Below are 25,421 nucleotides of genomic sequence, written 5' to 3'. Positions count from 1 at the left end.
GTGTGCGGATTGGGTACTATGCCCCTATGGCCATCGATAATACCTAGCATGAGTACCTTGCGCGACTACTTGCCGTTGAATTGGACTACTGCGCTATACCGTTGCCTGGCCGGGGGCCTGGTGCTGGCCCTGGCGGCGTGCGCCAGCCTTCCCTCGCAGCAGGAGGTCACTTCGACGGAAGCGGTCCTCCCGGTGCCGCTGGTTGCCGGTACCGCCGCCACAGACGCCCGCGCCGCCTTTCGCCAGGTGTTCTGCCCGCTGGCACTGAGCGAGCGGGGCAGTGGCGGGGAGGGCTCCTGCGAACAGTGGCTCTGGCGCCTGGAGGACGAGCCGGCAGCCGGGCTGCCGCAATCGTTACCGCCTCTGCGCCCCTCCCTGCGCGTGTTTGTGGTTGGCGGAGCATTTTCCGGCTGTTTTGGCGACGCCTCGCTGGCCTACCGTCGAGGTCTGCAGTCGCTGCAACAGGCGGGCTTGCCGGTGCGCAGCATTGCCATCGAGAGCCGCTCCGGTGACCAGCGTAACGCGGAACTGATCGCCCGTGCACTGCAGGCGCAGCCGCCCGCGCCGGGCCAGCAGACCCTGTTGATCGGCTATTCCAAGGGCGCGGTGGATATCCTGAGCTTTCTGGCGACCTACCCCGAACTGGCCGCGGCAGTGGATGCCGTGGTCAGTGTCGCCGGGCCAGTGCAGGGTAGCCAGGTCGCCTCCCGGGGCGCCTGGGCCTATGATACGTTTTTGGCGAGCGCCTTCGCCGGGCGCTGCGATCCCGGGGACGGGCTGGTGGTTGACAGCCTGCTACCCGAGACCCGGCAAGCCTGGCTGGAGCAGCATCCCCTGCCGGCGCATATCCGTTATTACTCCGTGGTGGCGGTGACGACCGAGGAACATATTGCCCGTGGACTGCGCCTCAGCTGGCAGCTGCTCGCCGGTGAGAGCCGGCTCAATGACGGGCAGTTGGTGCCGAGGGAGGGGCTGATTCCAGGCTCGGCGTTACTGGCCTATGCCAACAGCGATCACTGGGGGGTGGCTATCGATATCGAGGACGAGCTCACCTTCTTTGCTGCCCGACCCGACACAACGGCGTTTCCGCGCTCGATACTTTTCGAAGCTCTGTTACGCTATGTTGGAGCCGATCTCGAGCCCGACCATGTGAGTGACTTCCGGTGAAACTGATACGTCCCTCATTGCGCCTGCCAGCCTTGTTGCTTGCGCTGTTGCTGGGTGCCTGCAGCAGTTACCATCCCGGCAAGTCCAGCGCGCCCATTGAAAACGATATCCGCACCCAGTCGAAGCACGGACTCACTGTTTCGACCACGCTGCTGTCCGACCAGCAGGCCGCATCCATCTACGGCGTCAATCTCGATGACTTCGGCCTGCAGGCCATCTGGTTGCGCATCGAAAATCGTTCGGACCACAGTCACTGGCTGCTGGTAGCGGCGCTTGACCCGGATTATTTCGCCCCCGGCGAGGCCGCGGCTATGTTCCAGCCACAGTTCGCAGCCAAGGATGATGAGCGCATCAACAACCAGTTCCACCGGCTGGCGATGCCCCTTAAAAGTACAGCGGGCTCGGTAAACGAGGGTTACGTGCTGGCTCCGCGGCATGAAGGCGGGCGCTACATGGCAGTGACCCTGGTGGGCGAGGAGCACGCGGTACACTTCGACTTTTCTGTGACCCTGCCGGATGGCACCTTCGATTTCGAACGCCTGGAGCCGGACAAGATCTATGCGGGTCAGGTGCGGGACGATCTCAACCAGGCGCAATTGCGCGAGCGACTGCGTGCACTGCCCTGCTGCACTGCCAGCGATGAAGGTGCCGACGCCGGAGACCCGCTTAACCTCGTCGTCCTGGGCGATGTCGGGGACGTGTTATCTGCCCTGTCGCGGGCAGGCTGGTCACACACTCACCGTATCGATATGCACACGGTGCGGCGGCTGGTGGGGGCCGCGGTTTCTGGCGCCGCCTATCCGGTGGCCCCCATTTCCCCGCTGTACCTGTTTGGCCGTCCCCAGGACCTGGCCCTGCAGCGGGCGCGCAATACGATTCTGCAACGCAACCACGTGCGCCTGTGGCTTGCCCCTTTCCTGTTCGAGGGCAAGTCGGTCTGGGTAGGGCAGGTGAGTCGTGACGTGAGCATCAAGCCGACTACGCTCAGCCCCAACCTGGTCACCCACGTGATCGACCCGAACGTGGACGAGTCCAGGGAACACTTGCTGCAGAGCCTGATAGTGGCGGGGGTGGTGAAACGCTTTGCTTTCGTGGGGGGCGTGGGGCTGTCGTCCCCGGATGCTCCTGCGGCCAACCTGACAGAGGACCCCTATTATACCGACGGCCTGCGCCTGGTTGCCCAGATATCCGGGCGTGAAACCACCCCGATGGGGTCTATCCACTTCCTGCCCTGGCAGGACAGTCCCGACCCTCTTGCTCCCGTGCAGCAGCGCGAGTGTGGAGCGGAGGGGTGCACGGTATTGCGGCCACCGGAATTGCAGGCTGAGCTGCCTGGGGAGCCGGACCGTTGATGTCTCGGATCGGTTGACGTGAAAGATAAAGACGCTGTCGCTACCGGGCTGACAGCCGGTATTGTCGCCTTCCTCATCTGGGGCCTGGCGCCGCTGTATTTCAAGGCCCTGCAGCACATCCCCGCGACGGAAATCCTGGCCCATCGAAGCCTCTGGTCGCTGGTGCTGGCGCTGCTGGTGCTGGCACTGCTGGGTAAGCTTCCCGACCTGTACGCCACTCTGTGTGACCGGCAGCGACTGCTGACCCTGGTGCTATCCACGCTGTTGATCGGCAGCAACTGGCTGGTGTTTATCTGGGCGATCAACAGCGCCCGGGTCACCGAGGCCAGTCTGGGATACTACATCAACCCGCTGCTGAACATCCTGTTGGGGATTGTCTTCCTCGGCGAGCGCTTCCGCCCCCTGCAGTGGGCGGCGGTGGCGATGGCCGGTGTCGGTATTGCTCACGAGCTGTGGCAGTTCGGGCGATTGCCGCTGGTGGCCCTGTTTCTGGCTACGTCCTTTGGCTTTTACGGCCTGGTGCGCAAGCGCGCGCCGGTGGAAAGCCTGACGGGCCTGGCGGTGGAAACCCTGCTGATGTTCCCGCTCGCGGTGGGTTACCTGCTGTGGAGCGACAGCCCGACCAGTAACCTTCTCGACAATACCGCCGCGATGAATGGCCTGCTGCTGTTTGCCGGCCCCCTCACCCTCACACCGCTGCTCCTGTTCAATATCGCCGCCCGCAGGCTCAACCTGTCCACCGTAGGGTTTTTGCAGTACATCGGGCCCACCCTGATGCTGGCCCTGGCGGTGCTGCTGTTCGGTGAACCCTTCAACCCGGACAAGGCGGTCACTTTCCTGCTGGTCTGGCTGGGGCTGACCCTCTACACCGCTGACGCACTGCTGCAGCGTCGGCGCACCCGTTCCCAGCGCGAGCTCGCCCCGAAAATACCCAATATTCAAAAATAATACTCGGCAGGATGGTTCCGTTTACGTAGTATGGGGCTGCGCAACGCGATCCCGGGGCGGGCGATGCTCCGGGACGCGAACTCCTGTGAACTGAAAACAATAAACAAGGTACGCAGTATGGCTTCTACCCAGGCGGCAGTGGCAGCGGGCTCCTACACCGGACAGGGCTTCGGAACGCCTGCCTACCGCAGTTTCGTGCTCTATACGCTCACCCTCGTCTATACCCTCAACTTCATTGACCGGGTATTGATCGGCGTGGTGGCGCAGCCGATTATCGAGGAATTTCGCCTGCAGGACTGGCAGTTTGGCCTGCTGTCCGGGTTTGGGTTCGCCCTCATGTATACCCTGATGGGCATACCGATCGCGCGGCTCTCGGAGCGCTATAACCGGGTGCGGATCATTGCCGCCAGCGTCATCCTGTGGTCCGCGATGACCGCCTTGTGTGGCGTGGCCGGTGGCTTCCTCGCCCTGCTGGTGTTTCGCATCGGCGTGGGGATCGGTGAGGCCGGCTGCACACCTCCGGCCAACTCCCTGATCGCCGACTACTTCCCCCCGCGCAGCCGGGCCCGGGCGCTGGCGGTCTATTCCATGGGGATTACCATCGGCGGGGTACTGGCCAATGCCTTCGGTGGCCCGGTGGCGGAGATGTTTTCCTGGCGCGAGGCATTCCTGGTGCTGGGTATTCCCGGCGTGGTGATTGGTATTGCCGTCCTGTTCATCATCAAGGAGCCCCCGCGGGGTTACGCCGACCCGCCCGGCACGCCCGAAGTGGAGCGGCTGGGGTTCCGGGAAACCGTCGCGGAACTCACTCGCAAACCCACTTTCTGGACCAACACCCTGGCAGCGGCGCTGGTCGCCTTTGTCGGCTACGGCCTGATCAACTTCCAGGCCGCCTTCTTCCAGCGTGTCCACGGGATGTCGGTGGCCGAGGTGGCAATGGAAGTGGCGGTGCCGTTGGGGCTGGCAGCCTCCTTTGGCGCCTTTGCCGCGGGTTACCTGACCGAGCGCCTCAGCACGCGTTTTCCCAACGCGGTGGCGTGGATTCCAGGCCTGGGCCTACTGGCCGCGGTGCCAATGTATGTGCTGGGTCTCTCGGCAGACAGTGTCGGGGTGGCGCTGGGCCTGATGATCATCGGCGCGATCCTCCATTACAGCTACCTGGGCGCCCAGTACACCATCTGCCAGGGCGTGGCGAGTACCCGCGCCCGCGCCACCGCGGTGGCCCTGTTCCTGTTCATCGTCAACCTGATCGGCTACGGCCTCGGGCCGCTCTGGGTCGGACTACTAAGCGATATGCGCATGGAAGCGCTGCTGCAGGACTCGCCCCATGCCGCGGAACTCAGCCTGCAAGCTTGCAAGGGGGCGGCCAGCGCATTGGTCGATAGCCTGGGTGAAATCAAGGCAGGGGACTGCCTGGCGGCGAGTGCCGAGGGGCTGCGGCAATCCCTGAGCTCGACCATTCTGGTGCTGGCGTTGGCAGGGGGCGGATACCTCTGGATTTGTCGTGGCCTGCAGCGGGACCTGGTCTCCAGGTTGCACTGAAGGCGGCCCGTTTACGCTCCGCATCGGGGTAACAAAATCACCTGTATGGGGCAATTTTGTTACCTCTGGCGGGTCATATCAGGTAGTCGGTTCCCGCCCGTTGTTCACTTCCGGTGCCTTCGACTTCCAACGCTTTAGCCGCTTCCAAGTTGTTCCACCGGCTCACAGAAAGGCACTTTCAGCTTATTGCCCCAATAATGCGCACAATTTGAGCGTTATTGGTGCGGAGGGCCGGATTGGGCGGGTTCATGCAACGTTTCATCTGTAACTGTCAGCTGCCAGAGCGACTAAATTTCAGGTGTTACCCGCGGGGCATAAATCTTACTTATCGAAACATATGTATTATTGATTTTACTCTGTCCCGGGCATGAATTAAGGTTTAATTGCCCCTCCTTTGTTTTTGCGTGCATTAAAATAATTTTTCGCACTTTAAACGTTTTTGGCCCGCCACTTGCAATAACCTCCTCGGGTTCCCCAGACCCTGTTCCTCGGAGCACACGGCCAACAGTGTGTCCGAAGGGCCTCGGGAAATTCCTCTTTCATCCAATAGGTCTTCCTGCCCGCCAGAACGTTATCTGCGCCGGCCGGAGGCACAGAGGGGGTCACCATGTCCACAAAAGCAGTAAGCACACCTCACAGTACGCTCTATACCGCACTTCGCGCGTGCCTTTATGGCACCGCCGGTGCTGCCGCGCTGGCTTCAACGCAGGTGCAGGCCCAGGGCGCAGCCGCGCTTGAGGAAGTTGTCATCACCGGTTCTCGCGTCGCCCGCAGCGGCTTCGAAACGCCGACACCGGTTTCCGCGCTGTCTGCGGAAGATATCAAGGCAGACGGCTCTGCCAACGTGGCGGAGTTCGTGATGACCCTGCCCTCGGTGCAGGGCAGTACTACAGGTTCCACCAGCTCGGGCGCCCTCAGTAATGGTGAGGCGGGCATCGCCGCGCTGAACCTGCGCGCACTGGGCGCAGGCCGGACCCTGGTTCTTCTGGATGGTCAGCGCTCTGTCGTGTCATCCTCCTCCGGCCGGGTCGATACCAACACCTTCCCGCAGTCCCTGGTCAAACGTGTTGAGGTGGTCACCGGTGGTGCCTCGTCGGCTTATGGCTCTGACGCGGTGAGTGGTGTGGTCAACTTTATCCTCGACAAGGACTACGAAGGCTTCAAGGTAGACCTCGAGTACGGGCAGGTGGGTTCCGGCGGTGGTGAAAACGACAAAATCACCCTGACCGGTGGTATTCCCTTTGCCGATGGCGATGGCCACCTGCTGTTCAGCGCTGAGCAGGCCAACCAGGACGGCATTCACTACGAAGCACCGGACTGGGCACAGAAAGGTCACTTCGCCATGGTTAACCCCAATCCGGGCGCCGGTGCCCCGACCTTCATCACTGGTAACAACATCGGTATTTCCGCCTACACTCCGGGTGGCCTGATTGTCGATGGCCCGCTCATGGGTACCTACTTCGGCGAGGGTGGTTCCATCAACCAGCTGAACTATGGTGCCGTGGCCGGCCAGTGGATGCAGGGCGGCGACTGGGAATACACCAACTCCGGCATGGTGGGTACCAACTCCCTGCTTGCCGAAGACAATCGCGACAGCGTATTTGGCCGGGTCAGCTACAAACTGACCGATTCGCTGGAAGTCTTCGGTCAGGCGTCTTACGCCGGATACGAAGGCTACAGCCACTACATCAATCCGACCGACCGTAATATCACCATCTATGCGGATAATGCCTACCTGCCCGATGAGGTAGCTGCGGCTATGGCCGAGCAGGGCCTGGACTCCTTCCTGATGTCCACCAGCAACGCTGACATGCCCGCCTCTGGCAGCCGCAACAAGCGCGAGACGGTGCGCCTTGTTGCCGGTGCAGAGGGCATCTTCGAAGCCTTTGGCAAGTCCGTTGACTGGGACTTCTACTACCAGCACGGCAAGACCGAAACCGACGAACACCAGACCCCCACCTTCAACTTCTCTCGCCTCGCCATGGCCACCGATGCGGTGATCGACCCGGCGACCGGCGGCATCGTCTGTCGCTCAACCCTGAGTGATCCGGGTAACGGCTGTGTGCCGCTGAATCGTTTCGGTACCGGTGTCGCCAACGAGGACGGTCTGGACTACGTACTGGGCCGCCCCCGTCGCCAGCAGGAGTTCCAGCAGGACGTCGCTGCGCTGACCTTCAACACCAACGACTTCGAAGGCTGGGCCGGTCCTATCTCCCTCGCCTTCGGTCTGGAGTGGCGTAAGGAGCAGATGGACGCCGATGTCGACGACGAGTACACCAGTGGCTGGAAATACGGCAACTACAAGGAGACCCGTGGCGAGTACGACGTAACTGAATTCTTCGTGGAAACCGTTGTTCCGATCTTCGACGGCCTGGACTTCAACGGTGCAGCGCGCCTGACCGACTACAGCACCTCGGGTGAAGTCACCACCTGGAAGGCCGGGTTCACCTACGCTCCGATCGACGACGTGACCTTCCGGGTTACCCAGTCCCGTGACATCCGTGCCCCCAACCTCAGTGAACTGTATGAGACCGGTACCGCACGGACCAACGCCGTGGCGATCAACGGTGAATCTGTTCCCTTTATCCAGGCCCTCAAGGGCAACCCCACCGTGGCGCCTGAAGAAGCGGATACCCTGGGTCTGGGGATCGTGTTGCAGCCGAGTTTCGCTCCCGGCCTGGCTTTGTCTGCTGATTACTACGAGATTGAAATCGACGGTGTGATCTCCTTTGTCGGTGCCCAGGACGTGGCTGACTTCTGCTTCATCAACAATGTCCAGTCTTACTGCGACCAGATGAACTACGTAAACGGTCAGCTCAGCACCATCGACCTGTACTACGACAACCTCAACAGTATGACTGCCAAGGGTATCGACTACGAGGTCAGCTACATGTTCTCGCCGGGTGATCTGATTGACGGCTTCCCGGGTCAGGTATCGCTGCGCGCCATGGCCACCAACTACCTGGAGAACATCACCGACAACGGTGTGACTGCCAGAGATCTGGCCGGGGTCAACGACAACTGGAACTACACTCCGGACTGGGTATACCGCATGACGGCGACCTACACCCTGGAGGACTGGATGTTCAACCTGACCCTGCGCGGCGTGTCCGACGGCGTACTGAGCAATGAGTTCGTTCAGTGCAGCAGCAACTGCCCGACGGTTGCCGCAGGGAAGTACACCATCAACGACAACAGCGTGGATGGCGGGCTGTTCACCGATGCCTACCTGTCCAAGGTCATGAGCTTTGGCGACGTCGAGTCGGAGTTCTTTATCTCGGTCAAGAACGTGTTTGACGAGGATCCCGAGCTGATCTCCAACCCCTTCTATCAGGGTGGCGAGAACACGGTGGCCTATCTGCAGACCAACCGTACCCTGTACGACACACTCGGCCGTACCTTCCGGGTGGGTATGCGACTGGAGTTCTGATTCCGGCTTACACTCCGCGGAAACACCTTGTCTGAAAGCCAGCCCGTCGGAAGCCATTCCGACGGGCTGTGTTCCGGACAAATAAACCCCTCGTCACCGGCCAGTTGCCGAGTACAGACGGCGTCCGCCGATACGAAACAGAACCAGGAGTACACATGCAAGCACCTGCACCCCTCAAGGCGCTTTTTCGGGGAGCCTTGTTAGGCGCAACTCTGCTGGCCCCACTGGCCGGCAACGCCGCAGAACCCACAGCACAACAACAGGCGATTCTCGATGCCGTCCAGTCCCGGGCCAAGCAGGCCCAGGTCATGAACGACATGATTTTCAGTTTTGGCGAACTCGGTTTTCAGGAGTTCGAGTCCTCACGCTATCTGGCACAGGTACTCGAGGACAACGGTTTCACGGTCGAACGGGGTATGGCCGGTATTCCTACCGCCTGGATGGCCAGCTGGGGCAGTGGCAAGCCGGTTATTGCGCTCGGCTCCGACATCGACGGTATTCCCAAAGCCTCCCAGAAACCCGGTGTTGCCTACCACGACCCCATTGTCGAGGGCGCGCCCGGCCACGGTGAGGGCCACAACTCCGGCCTGGTGCTCAATATCATCTCTGCGCTGGCTGTCAAGGAGTACATGGAGGAGAACGGTCTCAAGGGGACCATCAGAATCTGGCCCGGTATTGCCGAAGAGCAGCTCGCAACCAAGGCCTACTATGTGCGTGCGGGCTATTTCAAGGATATAGACGCGGTACTTTACGCCCACGTTGGCAGTGATCTTGGCACCATGTGGGGCGGCAACATGATGAGCGGTATGGTGTCGGTCAAGTACAACTTTCACGGCGTGGCCGCCCACGGCGCGATGGACCCCTGGTCGGGTCGCAGCGCCCTGGACGCCGTGGAACTGATGGACGTGGGCCTGAATTTCCGCCGCGAACACCTGCGTTTGCAACAGCGTACCCACGGCATTATCACCGATGGTGGCGACCAGCCTAACGTGGTGCCCTCCGAAGCCAGTGTCTGGTACTTCTTCCGCGAGACCGACTACGAACACATCATGGACCTGTGGGCCACTGGCGACAAAATTGCCAATGGTGCCGCCATGATGACCGACACCACCTGGGATTCAGAAGTGCTCGGCTCCGCCTGGCCGATTCACCTGAACAAGCCGATGGCAGAGGAAGTGTTCAACAATACCCAGTTAGTAGGGCTGCCGGAGTGGTCTGATGATGACCAGAAGCTGGCAAAAGCCCTGCAGAGTGAGCTGGGCTTCGAGCCAGTTGGCCTGAAAACGGAGATGGGCGACAAGCTGATGGGCGGGTTCCCCGCCAAGATGAACTACGGGGGCGGCTCCGACGACATCGGTGATATCTCCTGGAACGTGCCGACATCCATGCTGTTCTACCCTGCCAACATGCCCAACATCATCGGCCACCACTGGTCCAGTGGTGTTGCCATGGCCACCCCGATCGCCCACAAGGGGGTGGTCGCCGGTGCCAAGACCCAGGCCCTGACCTTGCTGAGCATGATGACCAAACCCGAACTCCTCAAGTCGGCGTGGACCTATTTTGACGAGGTTCAGACCAAAGACGTCAAGTACACGCCACTCATTCGCGAAGAGGACCAACCCGCGACCTGGCTCAATCGGGACACCATGAAAATCTGGCGTAGCGATATGCAGCCCTATTACTACAACCCGGAAAAATACGACACTTATCTCGAGCAGTTGGGTATCGACTATCCGACCATACGCTGAGTTAACCTGCTGGTCGTTGCTTGCGACCACTTGCACGCTGCCGCGCATACCGGCGGCAGCGTGCTTTTTTAATTGATCCACCAGAGTCAGACAGAAACATTCGCTAAAACGACTGGAGCATTCATGCAAACACATCCCCTTCGCGCGTCGCTTCGTGCCTGTACGTTTATCGGTGCCGCACTGCTGGCCCCGCTTTCCGCCCTGGCGGTCGACCCCACCCCGGTCCAGAAAGAACTGATTGCTGCGGTGGACGCCCGGGCCAAGCAGGCCCAGGTGATGAACGACATGATCTTCAGCTTTGGTGAACTGGGGTTTCAGGAAGTCGAAACCTCGCGCTATCTGACCGCCTTGCTGGAAGAAAATGGATTCAAGGTGGAGAAGGGTATTTCCGGTATTCCGACCGCATGGATTGCCACCTGGGGTAGCGGCAAGCCGGTGATTGCCCTGGGCTCCGATATCGACGGTATTCCCAAGGCGTCCCAGAAACCCGGCGTGGCCTACCACGACCCGATCGTCAAGGGCGCTCCGGGCCACGGCGAGGGCCACAACTCCGGTCAGGTGGTCAACATCGTTGCCGCGCTGGCGGTGAAGGAGTACATGGAAGAAAACGGCCTCAAGGGCACCATCAAGATCTGGCCCGGTGTGGCGGAAGAGCAGTTGGCCACCAAGGCTTACTACGTTCGCGACGGTTACTTCGATGATATCGACGCGGTGCTGTTTTCCCACGTCAGCAGCGACTTCAATACCAGCTGGGGCGGTGGCTACGGCAACGGCATGGTGTCAGTGCAATACAACTTCCACGGTGAGAGCGCCCACGGTGCGGGCGACCCCTGGCGCGGTCGCAGCGCACTGGATGCCGTGATGCTGATGGATGTCGGTATCAACTTCCGCCGCGAGCACCTGCGCCTGCAGCAGCGTACCCACGGCATCGTTCCCGACGGTGGCGACCAGCCCAATGTGGTCCCCTCCGAGGCCAGCATCTGGTACTTTTTCCGGGAGACGGACTACGAGCACATCAAACAGCTGTGGGAAATTGGCGACGATATCGCCAAGGGCGCGGCCCTGATGACCAACACAACCTGGGACTCCACCGTCCTGGGTAGCGCCTGGCCCTGGCATATGAACAAGCCCATCGCGGAAAAGATGTTTGAGAACATCCAGTTGGTGGGCATGCCCGAGTGGAGCAAGGACGACCAGAAGCTGGCCAAGGCCCTGCAGGAGGACCTGGGCTCTGATACCGCGGGCCTCAAAACCGAGTTGGCGGAAAAAGTGATGGAAGGCCGGCCGATGAAGGAAAACATGGGCGGCGGTTCCGACGACATCGGTGATGTATCCTGGCGCGTGCCGACGATCACCCTGCGCTATCCCGCCAATATCCCCGGCACCCGTGGCCACAACTGGTCCAGCGCCGTCGCCATGGCGACCCCGATTGCCCACAAGGGCGTGGTGGCTGGTGCCAAGGCCCAGGCGCTGACCCTGATGAACCTGCTGACCGAACCGGCCCTGCTGAAAGCGGCCTGGACCTATTACGACGACGTCCAGACCAAGGACCAGAAGTACATTCCGCTGCTGCGTCCCGAGGACAAGCCGGCCACCTTCCTCAACGAGGAAATCATGACCCAGTGGCGTCCGGTGATGAAGGACTACTACTACGACCCCTCGAAGTACGACACCTATCTGGAGCAGTTGGGTATCGACTACCCGACAGTCAAGTGAGGTGGGTGGTGTGTTAGGCAGCGCGGGAGAGCGACATGAGTGAACTGATCGGCGCGATCAACGCCTTTGCCTGGGGGCCGGTGATGCTGGTGCTGCTGCTGGGCACGGGTTTGTACCTGACGCTTGGCCTGCGCTTTGCCACGGTACGCAGGATCCCGCAGGCGATCGGCCTGCTCTTGCGGGGGCGCAGCGGCGCCGGTGAGGGCGATATCTCGCCCTTCGCTGCGCTGATGACCTCCCTGTCAGCCACCATCGGCACCGGCAACATTGCGGGTGTCGCTACCGCGGTAGCCCTGGGTGGTCCCGGCGCACTGCTGTGGATGTGGATTACAGCCCTGCTGGGGATGGCCACCAAGTACGCCGAGGCGGTCTGTGCAGTGCATTTTCGCGAGCAGGATGCCCACGGCAATTACAGTGGCGGACCGATGTACTACATTCGCAACGGCCTGCACAAGCGCTGGCACTGGCTGGGCTACGCGTTCGCGATCTTTGGCAGCCTGGCCGGCTTCGGTATTGCCAATACCGTGCAGTCAAACTCTGTTGCCGAAGTGCTCAACGACTCCTTCACGGTGCCGCCGCTGGCAACCGGGCTGGTGTTGATGGTTCTGGTGGGGGCAGTGGTGCTCGGCGGTATCAAGCGTATTTCCAACGTGGCCAGCTGGCTGGTGCCCATGATGGCCGCGAGTTACATCCTGATGAGCGTAGTGGTGCTGGTCACTCACATCGACCAGATCCCCCATGCTGTCGGGGTGATTGTCGACAGTGCGCTTAACGGTTCGGCTGCGGCGGGCGGTTTCGTCGGAGCCACGGTCTGGGCGGCCCTGCGTTTCGGCGTGGCCCGGGGCATCTTCTCCAATGAGGCGGGCCTTGGCAGCGCGCCCATCGCCCACGCCGCCGCACGTACCGACGAGCCGGTACAGCAGGGCATGATCGCCATGCTGGGCACCTTCATCGACACCCTGGTTGTGTGCTCCATGACCGGGCTGGTGATCGTCATCATGGATGTGCTGCCCTCGGGTGCCAGCGGTGCCACCCTGACCTCCATGGCCTTCGCCAACGCCTTCCCGGGTGGGCAGTATATCGTGACACTGGGGCTGTGCCTGTTTGCGTTTACCACCATGATTGGCTGGTCTTTCTACGGTGAACGCTGTGTGGTCTACCTGTTCGGCACCCGCGGCATCCTGCCATTCCGGTTGGCATGGGTTATCGCGATCCCGCTGGGAACAGTGATCCAGCTGGACCTGGTGTGGCTCATCGCCGACACGTTGAATGCCTTCATGGCAATTCCCAACCTGGTGGCGCTGCTGTTGCTTTCACCGCTGATCTTCAAACTGAGCCGGGAGTATTTCTCTGCCGGTAGTAAAGAGCCCCAGGCAGACGACGGTGCCGTCCAGCCCGAAGGTTCCTGATGTCTGTCCAGTGACTGATCGCAAGAAACTACGGGAAAGGTGGGCATGCTGAAACGTTCCATGTCGTGGCTGACCCTGGCGGTCCTGTTCGCGGTGCCGATGCTGGTGGCAGTCAGACTGTGGGCGGAGCCGCTTCCTGCCACTACCGCGGTCGCTGCCTTTACATCGGCACAGGGGTATTTTCGCGTTACCTACACCTCCGAGCCCATCGTCATCAACCGGATGCACAGTTGGCAACTACAGCTGGAGGACGCCGAGGGCAGGCCGGTCACCGGTGCCGTCATTGCAGTGGATGGTGGCATGCCGGCCCACAACCACGGCCTGCCCACCCGGCCGCAGGTGATTGAGGCCGCAGGGGCGGGCGACTACCGCATCGACGGTTTGCGTTTTCATATGCCCGGTAACTGGGAAGTTCGCCTGCAGATAACCGCCGGGGCACTGAGCGACGAGGTGGTCATTACCCTGAGCCTATGAGATCGCTGAACTGCACCGGAGTCCAGGCCAGGGCGAAAATGGCACTGGTCGCCCTGTCGGTCGTCCTCGGTGTGGCCTGTTCGGGCACGTCGGATCACCATGCAGATGTCGCCCCCGTCTGGAGCGAAAGCGAGATCGGACTGATTCAGTCCCTGTCCCTGGACGCCTTGCCACCGCCGCCACCCAGCCCGGGTAACGCCGTTGCTGACCAGCCAGCCGCCAGGCAGTTGGGCGAACGATTGTTCTTCGATCCCCGGTTCAGCAGCAACGGCGAGATTTCCTGCGCCAGCTGCCACCAGAGTGCACTGCACTTTACCGATGGTAAGGTACTGGGGCAGGGTGTTGGCACCTCAGCGCGCCACACCATGAGTGCGGTGGGCGCTGCCTATAGTCCGTGGCAGTTCTGGGACGGCCGCCGGGACAGCCTGTGGGCCCAGGCCCTGGCGCCACTGGAAGATCCGGTGGAGCATGGCGGTAACCGGATGTTTTACGTCCGCCTGTTCAGCGAACTGCCGGAGTATCGCGAACCCTACGCAACGCTGTTCGGTCCGCTGCCGGATTTCAGTGATCCCGCGCAATTTCCCGAGCACGCCAGCCCGCTAGGCAAGGCGGAATGGCAGGCCGCCTGGCAGGAGATGACGCCCGCCAGCCGCGATCGTGTCAACCGGGTCTTTGCCAATATGGGCAAGGCCATCGCCGCCTACGAGCGCACCTTGCTGCCGCAACGAACCCGCTTTGACGACTTTGCCCGGAGTCTCGGACAGGCCGGCTCTCAGGAAGGAGTCATCCTGAACCCGGCGGAGCAGCGTGGACTGCGCCTGTTCATCTCCGGCGGCCGTTGCATCGAGTGTCATAACGGCCCGTTGTTCACAAACAATGAGTTCCACAATACAGGTGTCCTGCCACCCGAAGGTGAGCGACCTGACCTGGGCCGCAGTCTCGGCCTCGGCCAGGTGCTGGCAGACCCCTTCAACTGCCTGGGAGACTACAGTGATGCAGCGCCCCAGCAGTGCCAGGAATTGCGCTTTGTGCGCAAGGGAATGACCCTGATCGCGGCTTTCAGGGCGCCTTCGCTGCGCAATGCTGCGTACACCGCGCCTTACATGCACAAGGGACAGATTGCCGACCTGGCCGCCGTACTGGATCATTACAACCGGGCCGAACAGGCAGCCATCGGTCACAACGAGGCGGAACCGCTGGGCCTGGACGCAGCCCAACTCAGGGATCTGGAAGCTTTTCTGCGAACCCTCTAGCCCAGCGGTAAGGCGAGACGGCCGCCGAGATTCACGGGCCCCCGGTGAGGGCGGGCACAGGTGCCAGCGAGCCCTGTTGAAACAGTGCTGTCAGCGCCCTCCAATCTGTTTTATTCGCGCCGGCCCCCAGGGACAGTCGTTGCAGCAGTGGTGCCCGGGCGGTCGTGTAGGCCGCACTGTACGCACCGTAATGATCGACAAATTCGAGCAGTTCCACCGGGTTGGAGACCAGCGCCTGGCGCTCGAGTTGGCGAATGGCAACGGCCGCGCTCAGCGTGCCGTCGTGATACTGGGCCAGCACCGGGATGGCGTAGGGCGCCAGCTCTGCCAGCAACCGGTTTATGCGATGGTGTGTGTCGAGTTGCATGCTGTCCACACCTGCCAGCGGCAGCAGCACCTGGGATTCGAAGGCCAGTCGTTCGTCGGTGGTGAACAGCAGGTCGACCCCGAGGTTGGCGGTGGCCTCGCGCAGGGCGGATTGGGGGGTGCGCAGCAGGGCGAGGGTATTTTCCACCGCGCCGTCCATAGCGCTGTCGGCCGCCTGGTCGCGCAGGACAAACTGGGTGTGGTGTCCCGGGTAGCCTTCGTGGCAGGCGATATCGAGGGCCTGGGACGCAAAGGCGATGCGCAGATCGTTCACCTGCAGCACGCTGTGGTAATCGCCCTGGTAGGTGTGCCAGGGCGAGGTGACGTCGCGGCTCCACGCCAGGCTCAACGCTTCCCCGGCCGGGAGCGAGAGGTGGGCCAGAGTGCGCTGCCGACATTCCGCCAGGGCGCGTTCAAATACCCCGCGACGACTCTCTGCCGGTACCAGGAACTGGCGTTGGAAGTTCGCCACCCGCCAGGCGAGATTGCCGCGACCCGCGACCAGGGTGTCGAGTTCATCAAGGATCGCCCGGCGTCGCCCATCCTCCAGTTTCGGCAGGGGCAGGTCATAGAGCTGTGCTGCCTCATCCGCGAAGCTGAGGCCGCTGTTTCCCGCCACTGCAGCCAAGATATGCTGCAGCTGCACAGCGTGTTCGATCAGGTTTCGTTTGCGCTGGTCCAGCCCGGCTGGCTCGGCGGGTGTGGCGGATGTAGAGAGCGCAGCGAGATCAGCACTCAGGGCTGCAACCTCCCGTTGCAGCGTTTCCAGGTCGCTCTCCGCGCCGGCCGCTTTCAGATCCGTCGGCCCCCAATAGCTGTCGAGCTCCTCCGGGTGCTGTTGGGCCAGTGCCAGGGCCAGACGGACGTAGCGCTCACCCAGGCGATCCAGCTGCGCTTCAGGTGTATCCCCGAACCAGTAACCCGTCGCGGCGAGCGCCACTCCGGCGCAAAAGCTCAGCGCCGCCAGTAACGCCATGTACCCTCTTACCCCGGTGGAAGCCACCGGAGACGGTGAGTTCCCGTTATTCCGTCCGCAGTGCATCTATCGGGTCGAGCAGGGAGGCACGGCGTGCGGGATAGCTGCCGAACAGCAAACCGACCGCGCCGGCGATGCCAATGGCCAGAGCCATGGCAGCAAGGGGAACTTCAGCGGGCCAGCCGAGGGACCAGCCAATCGCCTGGGCGCACAGTATTCCGGTGACCAGGCCGATCAACCCGCCGAGCAGGCTGAGGGTGATGGCCTCCACCAGGAACTGCAGTGCGACATCGGCTGAGCGGGCGCCGGCGGCCATGCGCAGTCCGATTTCGCGGGTGCGTTCGGTGACCGAGACCAGCATGATGTTCATGATGCCGATTCCACCCACCACCAGGGAAACGCCGGCGATACTCGCCAGCAGGGCGGTCATGGTGTTACTCGCCTTGTCCAGGGTGTCGGACATCTCGTCCAGGGTGACCTCGTCGAGTTTGGGCAGGTTGGCCAGGGCGAAGGCGGCCGCCGGGGTGTAGAGCCCGCGGGTCAGGGCCTGGGCGGCCTGGGTCTCCACGGTGAAATCATCGGGGATACCGCCCACGCTGCTCTGGGCAGCGAGATAGCCGTCCTGCGTTTCGGCGCTGCCGTCGCTGATCCCGTGCCGCAGGCGCAGCAGGTTGGTGATCTCGGCCTGGATTCTGGAGGCCTCGCCCGCTTTTTCCGCTGCGAGGGTAATACTCTCGATGTGACCGAGGCCAAGGACGCCCTGCAGCGTGGCCCAGGGTACGAACACGACATCGGCGTGATCATCGGCCTGGCCGTCGGTGACGCCGATCACGGTGAATGAATGGTTGCGTATACTCAGCACCTGGCCCACCGGGTCGCTGCCGGCCCCGAACAGCTGGTCCGCCAGTGCCCGGCCCAATATGGCGTCGCTGGTATCGCTGTTGGAGAACATGCGGCCCGGGCTGATATTCCAGGAATACATTTCGGCGTACGCCGGGGCAATGCCCTGGACCCTGGCGAAGGCCCTGGCCTCGCCACTGGTCAGGAAGGTGCGTACCGCCACGCCCGGGCTCACCGCGAGGACGCCGTCGACCTGTTCGACGATGGCCTCGGCGTCGGCCGGCACCAGGCTGGTGGCGGCACCGCGTCCGGCGACAATACCGACGCTTTCACCGCCCCGGGTGTAGTTGCCGGCCTTGACGAACACCAGGTTGGTGCCGGCGGAGGTGATCTCGCCCTCTACCGACCCGCGTGCGCCGGTGCCGAGGGCGACCATGGTCAGCACCGCTGCCACGCCAATGATGATCCCGAGCATCGTCAGCAGGGTACGCATCCGGTTCCGGTTCAGGGACCGGAGCGCCAGGCGGAAGTTAACTGGCATCGTCGCAAACATCGTTTTACTCCTGCATCAGAATTCGGCCCGACACCTTCACTGGTGGACCGGGTTGGGAAAGAAGACTACTCGGCTCTTGTGAGTTCACCGCCGCTACTCGGCTTTTACCAATTCACCGCCGCTACTCGGCTTTTAGCGCCACCACCGGGTCCAGCCGGGCGGCGCGGCGGGCGGGGCCGTAGCCGAACACAATGCCGGTCAGCATCGCCATCACCAGCGCTGCCATCACCATGGCCGGCTCCAGTACGGCGGCCCAGTGAAAACTCTGCTGGGCCACCAGCAGGCCCAGGTAGCCCAGTACCAGCCCGAGGCAGCCACCGGCAACGGCGAGCGTTACGGCCTCGGCGATAAACTGCAGCATGATGTCCTGCATACGTGCGCCGAGGGCGAGACGCAGGCCGATCTCCCGGGTGCGTGCGACCACCGAAACCAGCATGATATTCATGACGCCGATGCCACCGACGAGCAGGGAAACGGCAGCCGCGCCGGTGAGCAACAGGGTAAAAGTCCGACCGGCCTGACGCAGGCTGGCGGCCATCTCTTCCCAGGACACCTTTTCCAGCTCTACGAGGTTGGCGTGAACCGCGCGAGACAGCCGGGGGTCGGTACCCAGGCTGGGCATGGAGGAGGTGCTCTGGGTGGTGACACGGAAATCGTCAAAGGTGTCGTCCGCCAGCTGGCGTTGCTCCCGCAACACCCGGCGGATGGCCTGGGCGACACCGCTGGTCGTGGCGACCGAGCGGCTGCGGACGTTTATCTCATCAAAGGACTGGCCATCCAGCAGTTGCTGGGCCAGGGTCATGGGCACGTGCACGGTGGGCACCACGATGGAGCTGCTTTCGTCCTCGATGTCCACGACCCCGACCACGGCAACGTCCTGTCCGGCGAATGACAGCTGTTGTAACAGGGGGTCCTGATCCGGCCACAGGCGTTGCGCTACTGCCGGGCTGACCAGCATGACCGGGGTTCCGGCAGCGTGCTCCTGGGCTGTTACCATACGCCCCCGCAAGACTTTCCAGCCACTCATGACCTCCCAGTCGGTCTGGAACCCGTGGACTCGCGCAACCCGAATGCGCAGCTGGGGCTGCTCGTCGAGGCTCACGTTGCCGGCGACACTGGCAGCGACCGAGCGCACATCCTCAACCTGGCTGGCGATGGCGTCCACTTCGGCCTGGGTCAGGGGCCAGGCAGGTGAGCGATGGCGGGTTTTGCGCACGGTCACCGGCGTGACGGGGGCCGCGTCGCTGATCGGATCAGTCTGGAGGCCAAAGGGGTCGACCGGGCCCTGGGAGACTTCACCGCCGCTGCTGTCCTGCTCGCCGTTGCCCGTGACGGCGGCGGTAGAGAAGTTGCCCGAACGGACACTGATGAGGGTGGGGCCGGCGCTCTCGATCTGGGACTCGATCTGCAGTTGCGCGCCGCGGCCGAGACCGGACACGATCACTACCATCGCTACCCCGATACTCATGCCGCAGAGTGTCAGGGCGGCCTGCAAGCGGTTTTGGCGCAAGGCCCGGGTGGCTGTGTGTAGATTGATCAGCATCTGCTCACTCGCTCTGGGGAAAGGTAAAGGCCGGCACTCATGACGGGAGGCGGCTGCAGGAAGGCGCTGGCGGGCACTTCCACCAGTAAGGGATCGCCCTGGAACACAAAGCCGATACGAATGATGGTGTCCGGCCGGGTGACAGGCTGTGCCTGGCCTAGCCAGAAATCGCCGCCGGGGCTGATCTGCAGGGCGACAAACTCCGCCGCCTCACCATTGCGGTCCACTTCGATGGCGACGTCGGAAACCACGATAGCCGGCAGTTCGGCTCGGCGGGCGTCGCTGTAGTAGAGCTGTAGTTCACCGCCCGGCGTCAGTACCAGTTCGAAGTGCAAGTCGTTGTGCATCATCACGTAACCGCCGTGGCGGGCGTCGCTGGCGCCGTGTTCCTCATCCTCGTGGGCCTCGCCGCCGGGTGCGGTCAGCAGCAGGAGCAACAGCAGGATCAGTGCGAGTGCGGAATCTCCCTTGCGCTCCGCAGCGCGGGTTGCGGCGCTATTCATGGTGCAGCGCTCCTATCGGGTCGAGGCGCGAGGCCTTGGTGGCGGGATACACGCCGGCAGCGATGCCGAGCAGCGCAGCCACGCCAATGGCGAGCACGGTGGACAGCGGCGAAACCACGGTGGACCACTGCAGAACCCCTTCCAGGCTGGAAGCGGAAATGAGGCCCAGCAGGGCGCCGAGAACGCCGCCGCAAAGGCTGAGCAGCAGGGACTCGATCAGAAACTGGGTGGCGATGGCATTGGGCCTGGCACCCAGGGCCATGCGCAGGCCTATCTCGCGGGTGCGCTGGGTCACGGACAGCAGCAGCAGGTTCATCACCCCGATACCACCCACCAGCAGGGAAACGGCGGCCACACCGGCGAGCAGGGCCAGCATGGTGCGGTTGGTGCGTTGCAGTGATCCGGAGAGTTGCGCCACGGTCAGGTCATCTACCCGCGCGAGATTGCCACTGACGATGCGGGCAATATCCGGCGACAGCCCCTTGCCCAGTACCTGTTCCGCCTGGGACTTGACCGTGAAGTCATCGGGCATGCTCTCGGTGATGCCGTGGCGGTCCCGCAACAGGGTCTGGATCTGGTCCGCCACCTGTGAGGTGCCCTCGATGGCCCGGGTGGTGACGGTGATGGTGTTGAGCATGCTCAGGTTGAGCAGTTGGTGCACCGTGGTCACCGGCACGTAGAAGGCATCGAACTGGTCGTCGCCCACTGCCGGTGTGCTGGCCCAGCTGCGGCTGTCAACGACGCCCACCACCTCGAAGGGCTGGTTCCACAGCAGTACCGTTTCGCCGACGGGGTCGACGCCGGCGCCGAACAGGCGCTCCGCGGCCACCCGGCCCAGCACCAGCACCTGGGCGCTGTCGTCGACCTCGTTGCGGTTAAAGAAACGCCCGTAGGGCAGGCTCCAGCCGGGCCGTACTTCGGGCAGTTGTTCCTCAGTGCCATGCATCCGGGTCAGCCAGCGCTGCTTCGGTGCATTTTCGACCGTCAGGCGCGCGTTTTCGTGGACCCCGGAGACCACCAGGTGCACGCCGGGGATGCTGTCGCGAATGGCCCTGGCGTCTTCGATGGTGAGGGTGGCTGCGGCGCCGAGCCCGGCCATGGTATCGCCCAGGCGTTCCTTGGCGGTGGGGTGGTCGTGTACCGCCATTGGGTCGTTTTCAAAATGTACCGGGCGGAACAGGAAATTGTCCGCCGGGTTGAACAGGGCGCTGGACAGGGCGGGGCCCTGGCGGCGCAGGTTGGCCACGTAATAGTGGCCCGATTGGTGCAGCAGGCTGGCGTGGTCCGCCGGCGCCGTGTAGTCGTGGGAGCGGCCGGCCTGGTAGTTGCCGGCGGTGACCACGATCATGTTGGCCCCGGCTGCCAGCAGCTGGTCGGCAATGGCCTCCTGGGCGCCGCGGCCGAGCGCCAGGCTGGTCACCAGTGCGCCGACGCCGATGCACACACCCAGTACCGCCAGCGCAGCCTGGGCGCGGTTGCGCAATAGCGCCCGCAGTGCCACCGAAAAGTAATGCCGGGAAAATCCCATAGAGCGGTCTCGTGTATAGAAAGTCGTGCGGTTCAGGCGTTCGCGGCAGCCAGAGCCGGCTCGCTTTGCTCCTGGTCCTCTTCGACATGCTCCATGGGGGTTGGGGTATTGGCGACATCACTGACGATCTCGCCGTCGCGAACGGCAATAATGCGGGTACCGTAGGCGGCGATTTCCGGTTCGTGGGTAATGAGCACGATGGTGATACCCAGTGATTCGCGCAGGTTCTGCAGCAGGCGCATCACTTCGATACTGGTTTTGGTATCCAGGTTACCGGTGGGCTCGTCCGCCAGAATCAGCGAGGGCTTGTTGACCAGGGCCCGGGCAATGGCCACGCGTTGCTGTTGCCCACCTGAAAGCTGGCTGGGGTGGTGGTCGGCGCGCTGGGACAGGCCGAGGCTGTCGAGGGCTTCCAGGGCGCGCTGCCGACGCTCTGCCGCCGGTAACAGGGGCCGGGAGTAGAGCAGGGGAACTTCGACATTTTCCACAGCTGTGGTGCGCGGCAGGAGGTTGAAGCCCTGGAACACGAAGCCGATTTGCCGATTGCGGATATCCGCGAGCGCGTCGCGGCTCAGGTTGGACACGTCCTCCCCGCCGAGCAGGTAGTGCCCTTCTGTAGGGCGGTCCAGGCAGCCGAGAATATGCATCATGGTGGACTTGCCGGACCCGGAGGGTCCAGTGATCGCCACAAACTCACCTTCCTCGATATCCAGGGAAACCCCGCGCAGTGCGTGCACGGTGTTATCGCCCAGAGCGTACGACTTCTTCAGGTTCTGCAATGAAATGACGGGCATGCTGTTGTCCTGTAGTTAGTGGAGAGAGTGGCGAGTCAATCCCCCGCCGCCTGCCGGCGGCGGGGGGTTGAGGTTGGAGAATTCGCAGATTACTCCGCGGCGGGTTTGTTCAGGCCCGCGTAGTTGTACAGGATCATGGCGACGGATTTCTCCCCTCCGGCCATACCGTAGATTTTCTTGGCCCCTTCGATCACGAAGTACTCGTTGGCCGCGTGGGCATTGCCGCCGACACCGGCTACGCCGCTGACAATCGGGATATCCAGGACGTCGCCGGCGAACAGGTAGGCGGGCCAGTAACCGCCCAGCATGGAGGTGACGTCGCTGAGCGGGTCGTCGAACTCGATGTTGAAGGCGTTGTACATATCGCGCACGGCATCGGCCAGTTCGTTGTCATAGCTGCGCTTGGCCCAGGGCACATCGCCGACCACATTGATCTCCACGTCCTCGTAGCCGTGCTTGTCCAGGTGCTTGCGCAGTTTGTCGACAATGTCCATGCCGTCCTGGTTGGGCACGTAGCGGAAGTTGTGCTTGGACACGATGCGGTTGGGCAGGATGGCGCCGGAGCCGCCCTCGAACATGTTGCCCGCCCAGATGCCGTCGAGGTTCATTGAGGTGCCGTAGCGGGCCATCTTCAGGAAAGTCTCCGGGTCGTCGGCAATGAAGCGCGCAACCCCGAGATTTTGTGCCGCCACGTCGAGTTTCACGCGCTCGGCATTCTTGGCGAGCAGCGCTTCTTCCTCCTCGGAGAGCGGGACGATGTCGTCGTAGAAGCCATCGATCATCACCTTGTTGCCGGTTTCGTCCACCAGGGTGGAGAGCATCTTGATATGACGCCACGCCGGCGCATCAACGGCGCGTTTGTAGCCGCCATGGATATTGCTGCGGTTCGGGCCCTTGCCCCACTTGGCGCCGTCGGTGATGAGTTCCACGAACACGCTGCCCTCTGAGCCAGCGCTCATGCTGCCCTGGAAACCGAAGCGATACATGGCGTCGGCGCCTTCAAACAGCTCGGGATGGTCGCGCACGAATTTGCGGTAACCGGTGGACATGCGCTCCTCGTCGCCCTCGGCAACAAAGATGAGGTTCACCGGCAGCTTGCCGGTAACCGCTTTCATCGCCATGAACGCATTCAGCTGCACCATCTGCGGCCCCTTGGAGTTGGTTGCACCGCGGCCAATCAACACCTTCTTGAAGGGTTCCTGCTCCACCAGCCGGGCTTCGAAGGGTGGAGACTTCCACAGGTCGGGCTGGGTGACGGGCATGGTGTCGTACATCCAGTACAGCACCAGGGTCTTTTCCGCACCCTCGTCACAGTGGGCGTATACCACCGGGTTGGCCTGGGTACCCCACTCGGTCATCCCCGGCTCGTAGACCTTGGTTTTCTGGCAGCCCAACTGGTCGAAGAAGCCCTTGACCATGAAAGCGGACTCCTGCATGCCTTCACCGGTATTGGAGATACTCGGCTGTTGAATCCACTTTTGCAGATTGACCACGTGGTCGTCGATGTTGGCGTCGATGTAGTCGAAAATCTCCGCCAGCTCCGGGTTGTGCACAGCTGACATGTCGATCGAGATTTCTTCATCCGCAACCGGGCGTACGCCCAGCGAAGGTTTGCTGCTGGGGGGAGCGGCGACTGGCGTCGCTTCTGCCGTCGCCGGGGCGGCCGCGACGGGCGCCTTATCTTCCTGGCCGCAGGCGCTCAGAAACAGGGCACCGCTCAGGGCGAGGCCTGTGGCGATGCGGGTGGGTAAGCTCGGAAATCTCATCAACTGCAACTCCTGGTTTTCAAGTGAGGGCCGCGGAGCGTTCGGGAATGACCCGGATTCTCCGCTAGGCCTGAAAAAAATCCGTGGAACCAGTGCAATCCCGGCAGTAATTCTGCGGTATCCTGTAGGCATGTAAGTGGCGTGACGCCAGGGCGAGAATCAGCGCCGTCTTGTGTCGTCACTGGCAATGTTTCTGCATGCGCAGTTGCAAGCGCTTCTGTGGGCTTGCGTACAGGTTGCGTTCCCCGTTGCCGGTTTACGTTCCCGGCTCTCGATACAGGGAGCACTGCAAGCAACAGGCCAATTCGGGTTTTTTCAGGGAAGAAGGGGAGGGCCCGGGGAGAAATTGAATTGGGGCACCAAAAGCATATCGGCTGTGGTGGAAACAGCCGAATCAATAATCCTGATCCTCCCATAACATTGACTAATATCATGGTGCCTTTCTCGCATTTTCGCGCTGGATAAGCAGGTTGGCGGATGCGTATGGAGAGATTGAATGTATGAACCGATGCCCCTGAATTGGGCGGCAAAAACGCCCGGCTTGCAGATCTGGTGCGTTGTGCGCCCTGAAGCGGTGCGGGCCATGCCGGAGGAGGGGAAAGCACCTTGGTGAAACAGGGTATACGGAACCTGCCGATGGACTGCCTTCGCTCCTTTGTCTCAATTGTGGAGCTGGGGAGCTACACCCTCGCCGCGGAACGCCTCGGCAGGACCCAACCCGCGATCAGCCAGCATATCCGCAAGCTGGAAGAGCTGGTGGGGGACAAACTGATCTTGCGGGACAGTGCCCGCCTGGAGCTCACCGGCGCAGGCAAGCGACTGCTCCAGTACAGCCTGCGAATTATCGAACTCAACGACCAGGCGATCAGTGAGTTCATCAACCCCAGCGTGTCCGGCAAGTTGCGGCTGGGTATTCCCAGCGAATTCGCCGTTGTGCTCATGCCGCGCATCCTCGGCCAGTTCAGCGCCGCCTATCCCCAGGTCGCCCTGGATGTGCAGTGTGTGCTGAGCAAGGACCTGCTGCAGGACCCTTCCCGTTACGACCTGATACTGGCGCTGCAGGAATGGCCCAATTCCCAGCAGCCGGGTTATCTGAAGACCGAGTCGCTGGTCTGGGTGGGTAGTGATGATTTTGATATGCGCCAGTACGATGAGGTGCCGCTGGTGGCGGCGCCGGTGCCCTGTATATACCGCGCCCGGGCGGAACAGGTACTGACGGAAAATCACATCAATGCACGGGTGGTTTACACCATTCCCGACCTTACGGGTATTGAGGCTGCGGTGGAGGCAGGGCTCGGGGTGACTGTACTCGCGCGCAGTACTGTGCCGACCAAACTGCGGGTACTGGAGTCGTCCCGCCAGCTTCCCGATCTCGGCTCGGTGGGTATCAACCTCATCACGCCCCATGCACCGGCCTCGACGGCGGTATCACTGCTGGCGGAAACGATCGCCGATTACCTGGTGACGCACTGAGTGGTGAAGCCCGCACTGGCGTAGCGCCAGTGCGGTGAGG

At 62.4% G+C, this 25,421-nt stretch carries 18 protein-coding genes; 11 read left to right on the top strand and 7 right to left on the bottom strand.

All coding sequences use genetic code 11. The annotated features are described in order from the left end of the window. Positions 1 to 48: 48 nt before the first annotated feature. From FV139_RS15180 to FV139_RS15135, 10 genes are all read left to right on the top strand, one after another. Entirely contained in the window at positions 49 to 1,167 is a 1,119-nt protein-coding gene (locus FV139_RS15180) for a hypothetical protein (protein WP_148069307.1), read from the top strand. After that, positions 1,164 to 2,519: an LssY C-terminal domain-containing protein gene (locus FV139_RS15175; RefSeq protein ID WP_148069306.1), complete on the top strand. Its 1,356-nt coding sequence runs from the start codon at positions 1,164 to 1,166 to the stop codon at positions 2,517 to 2,519. Before FV139_RS15180 ends, FV139_RS15175 begins: the two co-directional genes overlap by 4 nt. An 18-nt stretch (positions 2,520 to 2,537) precedes the next feature. After that, on the top strand, positions 2,538 to 3,467 hold the full coding sequence (gene rarD / locus FV139_RS15170) for an EamA family transporter RarD (RefSeq protein ID WP_148069305.1): 930 nt from the start codon (positions 2,538 to 2,540) through the stop codon (positions 3,465 to 3,467). A gap of 117 nt (positions 3,468 to 3,584) precedes the next feature. Further along, complete coding sequence (locus tag FV139_RS15165) at positions 3,585 to 5,009, top strand: spinster family MFS transporter (RefSeq protein WP_187276572.1); 1,425 nt, start codon at positions 3,585 to 3,587, stop codon at positions 5,007 to 5,009. A 607-nt stretch (positions 5,010 to 5,616) separates the two neighbouring features. Beyond that, positions 5,617 to 8,439: a TonB-dependent receptor plug domain-containing protein gene (locus FV139_RS15160; RefSeq protein ID WP_148069303.1), complete on the top strand. Its 2,823-nt coding sequence runs from the start codon at positions 5,617 to 5,619 to the stop codon at positions 8,437 to 8,439. 155 nt (positions 8,440 to 8,594) lie between these two features. After that, complete coding sequence (locus FV139_RS15155) at positions 8,595 to 10,187, top strand: amidohydrolase (protein WP_148069302.1); 1,593 nt, start codon at positions 8,595 to 8,597, stop codon at positions 10,185 to 10,187. Positions 10,188 to 10,310: 123 nt separating this feature from the next. Next, positions 10,311 to 11,903: an amidohydrolase gene (locus FV139_RS15150; RefSeq protein WP_148069301.1), complete on the top strand. Its 1,593-nt coding sequence runs from the start codon at positions 10,311 to 10,313 to the stop codon at positions 11,901 to 11,903. Between the two features lie 35 nt (positions 11,904 to 11,938). Next, complete coding sequence (locus tag FV139_RS15145; RefSeq protein ID WP_148069300.1) at positions 11,939 to 13,312, top strand: alanine/glycine:cation symporter family protein; 1,374 nt, start codon at positions 11,939 to 11,941, stop codon at positions 13,310 to 13,312. 45 nt (positions 13,313 to 13,357) lie between these two features. Then, positions 13,358 to 13,786, top strand: a complete 429-nt coding sequence (locus tag FV139_RS15140) for a FixH family protein (RefSeq protein WP_148069299.1) — start codon at positions 13,358 to 13,360, stop codon at positions 13,784 to 13,786. Continuing rightward, a complete protein-coding gene (locus tag FV139_RS15135) occupies positions 13,783 to 15,039 on the top strand; it encodes a cytochrome-c peroxidase (RefSeq protein ID WP_148069298.1) in 1,257 nt (418 codons plus the stop codon). The genes FV139_RS15140 and FV139_RS15135 overlap by 4 nt, the downstream gene beginning before the upstream one ends. 31 nt (positions 15,040 to 15,070) lie before the next feature. Here FV139_RS15135 and FV139_RS15130 read toward each other — a convergent pair whose 3' ends face one another. The 7 genes from FV139_RS15130 to FV139_RS15100 form a co-directional block, all read right to left on the bottom strand. Continuing rightward, positions 15,071 to 16,381 carry a hypothetical protein gene (locus FV139_RS15130; RefSeq protein ID WP_148069297.1) on the bottom strand — a complete coding sequence of 437 codons (1,311 nt, stop codon included), beginning with the start codon at positions 16,379 to 16,381 and terminating at the stop codon, positions 15,071 to 15,073. 46 nt (positions 16,382 to 16,427) lie between these two features. Further along, positions 16,428 to 17,774 carry an ABC transporter permease gene (locus FV139_RS15125; protein WP_148069296.1) on the bottom strand — a complete coding sequence of 449 codons (1,347 nt, stop codon included), beginning with the start codon at positions 17,772 to 17,774 and terminating at the stop codon, positions 16,428 to 16,430. A gap of 121 nt (positions 17,775 to 17,895) precedes the next feature. Continuing rightward, on the bottom strand, positions 17,896 to 19,317 hold the full coding sequence (locus FV139_RS15120) for an ABC transporter permease (RefSeq protein WP_148069295.1): 1,422 nt from the start codon (positions 19,315 to 19,317) through the stop codon (positions 17,896 to 17,898). Then, the gene (locus FV139_RS15115; protein ID WP_148069294.1) at positions 19,311 to 19,820 is read right to left on the bottom strand and encodes a hypothetical protein; all 510 of its coding nucleotides are present in this window, start codon (positions 19,818 to 19,820) and stop codon (positions 19,311 to 19,313) included. The genes FV139_RS15120 and FV139_RS15115 overlap by 7 nt, the downstream gene beginning before the upstream one ends. Then, positions 19,813 to 21,348, bottom strand: a complete 1,536-nt coding sequence (locus tag FV139_RS15110) for an ABC transporter permease (protein WP_148069293.1) — start codon at positions 21,346 to 21,348, stop codon at positions 19,813 to 19,815. The genes FV139_RS15115 and FV139_RS15110 overlap by 8 nt, the downstream gene beginning before the upstream one ends. Before the next feature lie 32 nt (positions 21,349 to 21,380). Further along, complete coding sequence (locus FV139_RS15105; RefSeq protein ID WP_148069292.1) at positions 21,381 to 22,142, bottom strand: ABC transporter ATP-binding protein; 762 nt, start codon at positions 22,140 to 22,142, stop codon at positions 21,381 to 21,383. A gap of 89 nt (positions 22,143 to 22,231) precedes the next feature. Beyond that, the gene (locus FV139_RS15100) at positions 22,232 to 23,908 is read right to left on the bottom strand and encodes a M20/M25/M40 family metallo-hydrolase (RefSeq protein ID WP_187276571.1); all 1,677 of its coding nucleotides are present in this window, start codon (positions 23,906 to 23,908) and stop codon (positions 22,232 to 22,234) included. A gap of 636 nt (positions 23,909 to 24,544) precedes the next feature. On the opposite strand from FV139_RS15100, the gene FV139_RS15095 reads away from it, so the two are divergent. Then, complete coding sequence (locus FV139_RS15095; RefSeq protein WP_235898663.1) at positions 24,545 to 25,381, top strand: LysR family transcriptional regulator; 837 nt, start codon at positions 24,545 to 24,547, stop codon at positions 25,379 to 25,381. Positions 25,382 to 25,421: the final 40 nt, after the last annotated feature.

This window comes from Parahaliea maris (genome assembly GCF_008064665.1).
GTDB classification, from domain to species: domain Bacteria; phylum Pseudomonadota; class Gammaproteobacteria; order Pseudomonadales; family Halieaceae; genus Parahaliea; species Parahaliea maris.
The sequence above is the reverse complement of the archived record's forward strand: the minus strand, read 5'-3'. Positions and strand labels throughout refer to the sequence as shown.

Coding starts and splice junctions, on each gene's coding strand:
- FV139_RS15180 (WP_148069307.1), top strand. CDS start 49: ATGAGTACCTTGCGCGACTACTTGCCGTTGAATTGGACTACTGCGCTA.
- FV139_RS15165 (WP_187276572.1), top strand. CDS start 3,585: ATGGCTTCTACCCAGGCGGCAGTGGCAGCGGGCTCCTACACCGGACAG.
- FV139_RS15160 (WP_148069303.1), top strand. CDS start 5,617: ATGTCCACAAAAGCAGTAAGCACACCTCACAGTACGCTCTATACCGCA.
- FV139_RS15155 (WP_148069302.1), top strand. CDS start 8,595: ATGCAAGCACCTGCACCCCTCAAGGCGCTTTTTCGGGGAGCCTTGTTA.
- FV139_RS15150 (WP_148069301.1), top strand. CDS start 10,311: ATGCAAACACATCCCCTTCGCGCGTCGCTTCGTGCCTGTACGTTTATC.
- FV139_RS15145 (WP_148069300.1), top strand. CDS start 11,939: ATGAGTGAACTGATCGGCGCGATCAACGCCTTTGCCTGGGGGCCGGTG.
- FV139_RS15140 (WP_148069299.1), top strand. CDS start 13,358: ATGCTGAAACGTTCCATGTCGTGGCTGACCCTGGCGGTCCTGTTCGCG.
- FV139_RS15135 (WP_148069298.1), top strand. CDS start 13,783: ATGAGATCGCTGAACTGCACCGGAGTCCAGGCCAGGGCGAAAATGGCA.
- FV139_RS15130 (WP_148069297.1), bottom strand. CDS start 16,381: ATGGCGTTACTGGCGGCGCTGAGCTTTTGCGCCGGAGTGGCGCTCGCC.
- FV139_RS15125 (WP_148069296.1), bottom strand. CDS start 17,774: ATGTTTGCGACGATGCCAGTTAACTTCCGCCTGGCGCTCCGGTCCCTG.
- FV139_RS15120 (WP_148069295.1), bottom strand. CDS start 19,317: ATGCTGATCAATCTACACACAGCCACCCGGGCCTTGCGCCAAAACCGC.
- FV139_RS15115 (WP_148069294.1), bottom strand. CDS start 19,820: ATGAATAGCGCCGCAACCCGCGCTGCGGAGCGCAAGGGAGATTCCGCA.
- FV139_RS15110 (WP_148069293.1), bottom strand. CDS start 21,348: ATGGGATTTTCCCGGCATTACTTTTCGGTGGCACTGCGGGCGCTATTG.
- FV139_RS15105 (WP_148069292.1), bottom strand. CDS start 22,142: ATGCCCGTCATTTCATTGCAGAACCTGAAGAAGTCGTACGCTCTGGGC.
- FV139_RS15100 (WP_187276571.1), bottom strand. CDS start 23,908: ATGAGATTTCCGAGCTTACCCACCCGCATCGCCACAGGCCTCGCCCTG.
- FV139_RS15095 (WP_235898663.1), top strand. CDS start 24,545: ATGGACTGCCTTCGCTCCTTTGTCTCAATTGTGGAGCTGGGGAGCTAC.